The 1,888-nt window shown below is 70.4% G+C and carries 2 protein-coding genes; both read right to left on the bottom strand.

The genetic code is table 11. The annotated features are described in order from the left end of the window. Nucleotides 1-209 precede the first annotated feature (209 nt). Complete coding sequence (locus ABT063_RS51930; RefSeq protein WP_351069356.1) at nucleotides 210-1,148, bottom strand: aldo/keto reductase; 939 nt, start codon at nucleotides 1,146-1,148, stop codon at nucleotides 210-212. Beyond that, nucleotides 1,145-1,888, bottom strand: a 744-nt coding sequence (locus ABT063_RS51925) for an aldehyde dehydrogenase family protein (protein ID WP_351069354.1), incomplete at its 5' end; no start/stop codon positions are given. The genes ABT063_RS51930 and ABT063_RS51925, both read right to left, overlap by 4 nt.

Genomic DNA, 1,888 nt, shown 5'->3' with positions numbered 1-1,888 from the left:
GCCTCCAGGACGGCCTGGAAGCGCATGACGCGGAAGTCGTCGAGGAACTCGTCGACGTCCAGGTTGTCCAGGTCCAGCCGGTCGGCGAGGACCTTGAGGGTGGTGGGGCCGAGCTGGAAGTCGACCAGGGTGCCGTAGGCGTCGAAGGTGACGATCTCTCGCATGGTGTTCAACCTCGGTTTCCGGTTCTTACAGGGGGAGAAGGACTGTCAGACGATCCGCTCGCCGGGGGTGACGATCGCGTCGAGTGCGGCCAGGTCGGCCGCGTCGGGGAGCCAGTCGGCCGACGCCGCGTTGGCGGTGACCTGTTCGGGGGTCATCGCGCCGCAGATGACCGAGCCGACGGCGGGCAGGGCGGCGAGTCCGCCCACCGCGACCTGGAGGAGGGACAGGCCGCGCTCAGTGGCATACGCCGTGAGCGCCTCGACCCGGTCTAGGGCCGCGTCGGTCAGCCAGCCCTGCCGCCAGGACAGGCGGCTGCCGGGCGGGGGCTGCTCGCCACGCCGGTACTTGCCACTGAGCAGGCCGTTGGCCAGCGGGTAGTACGGCAGCAGGCCGACGCCGTTGCGCAGACAGGCGGGGATCAGGTCGTTCTCCGCGCTGCGGTCGAGCAGGTGGTAGCGGGCCTGGGTCGACACGAAGGCGTCGGTGAGGTGTTCGGCCGGGAGGTTGGAGCAACCGATGTACCGGATCTTTCCCTCGGCCACCAGCTCCCGGAGCGCGGTCACCGTCTCCTCCAGCGGGGTGACGCCGTCCGGCTCGTGGTACTGGAAGAGGTCGATCCGATCGGTGCCCAGCCGGCGCAGCGACGCCTCGACGGCGTACCGGATGTAGGGGCGGGCTCCGCGCCGCCCGTACAGGTCCGCCTCCGGGCCCATCTCCATGCCGAACTTGGTGGCCAGTACGACCTCGTCACGCCTGCCCTTGAGGGCCGCGCCGAGAAGCCGTTCGCCGTCGCCGCGCGAGCCGCCCTGTTCGCCGAACCCGCCGTACATGTCGGCGGTGTCGAACAGGGTGATGCCCGCGTCGAGGGCGGCGTGCACGACGGCCTTCGTGCCGTCCTCGTCCAGGCGGGAGCCGAAGTTGTTGCCGCCGACGCCCACCACCGAGACGGCCGGCCCGCGTTCACCGAGCCTGCGGTACCTCATGACCTGTCCCCGAATCCGATGCAGACGTTCTTGGTCTGCGTGTAGCTCGCCAGGGCTTCGAGGCCCTTCTCCCGGCCCCAGCCGCTGTGCTTGTAGCCGCCGAAGGGGAGCTCGATGCCCGTCCCGGCGCTGGTGACGTTGACGTAGACCTGGCCGGCCCGGATCCCCTCGGCCAGGCTCATCGCCTTGTCGATGTCGCGGGTCCACACGTAGGAGGCCAGGCCGTACGAGCTGTCGTTGGCGATCTGAAGGGCCTCGTCCGCGTCGTCGAACTCGATGACGGTGACGACGGGGCCGAAGATCTCCTCGCGGGCGCACCGGGCCTGGTTGGTCAGGCCGGTGAGGACGGTCGGCTCGATGTAGTAGCCGTCGGCCAGCCCGGGGGCGGACGGGGCGCCGCCGCCTGCTCGCACGGTCGCGCCTTCCTGCCGGGCCAGGTCCAGGTAGCTCAGGACTCGGTCACGCTGGCGGGCGGCGACCAGCGGGCCGATGTCCGGATCCGTGAGGCCCGGTCCGAGGCGCAGGGTGGCGATCTTCTCGACCAGCCGGTCCAGGAATTCCTCGGCGCCGCGCTGGAGCAGCAGTCGCGTGCCCGCCGAGCACATCTGTCCGGCATTGCTGAACGACCAGCCGAGAATCGCCTTGAGCGCCAGGTCGAAGTCGGCGTCGGCGAAGACAACGAAGGGCGACTTGCCGCCCAGTTCGGTGACCGAGGGCACCACGTTGGCGGCGGCCGCCTG

It is taken from the genome of Streptomyces sp. NPDC002838 (genome assembly GCF_040295365.1).
Classification (GTDB): domain Bacteria; phylum Actinomycetota; class Actinomycetes; order Streptomycetales; family Streptomycetaceae; genus Streptomyces.
Note: the sequence above shows the minus strand (reverse complement) of the source record. Positions and strands in the feature narration are given on the sequence as shown.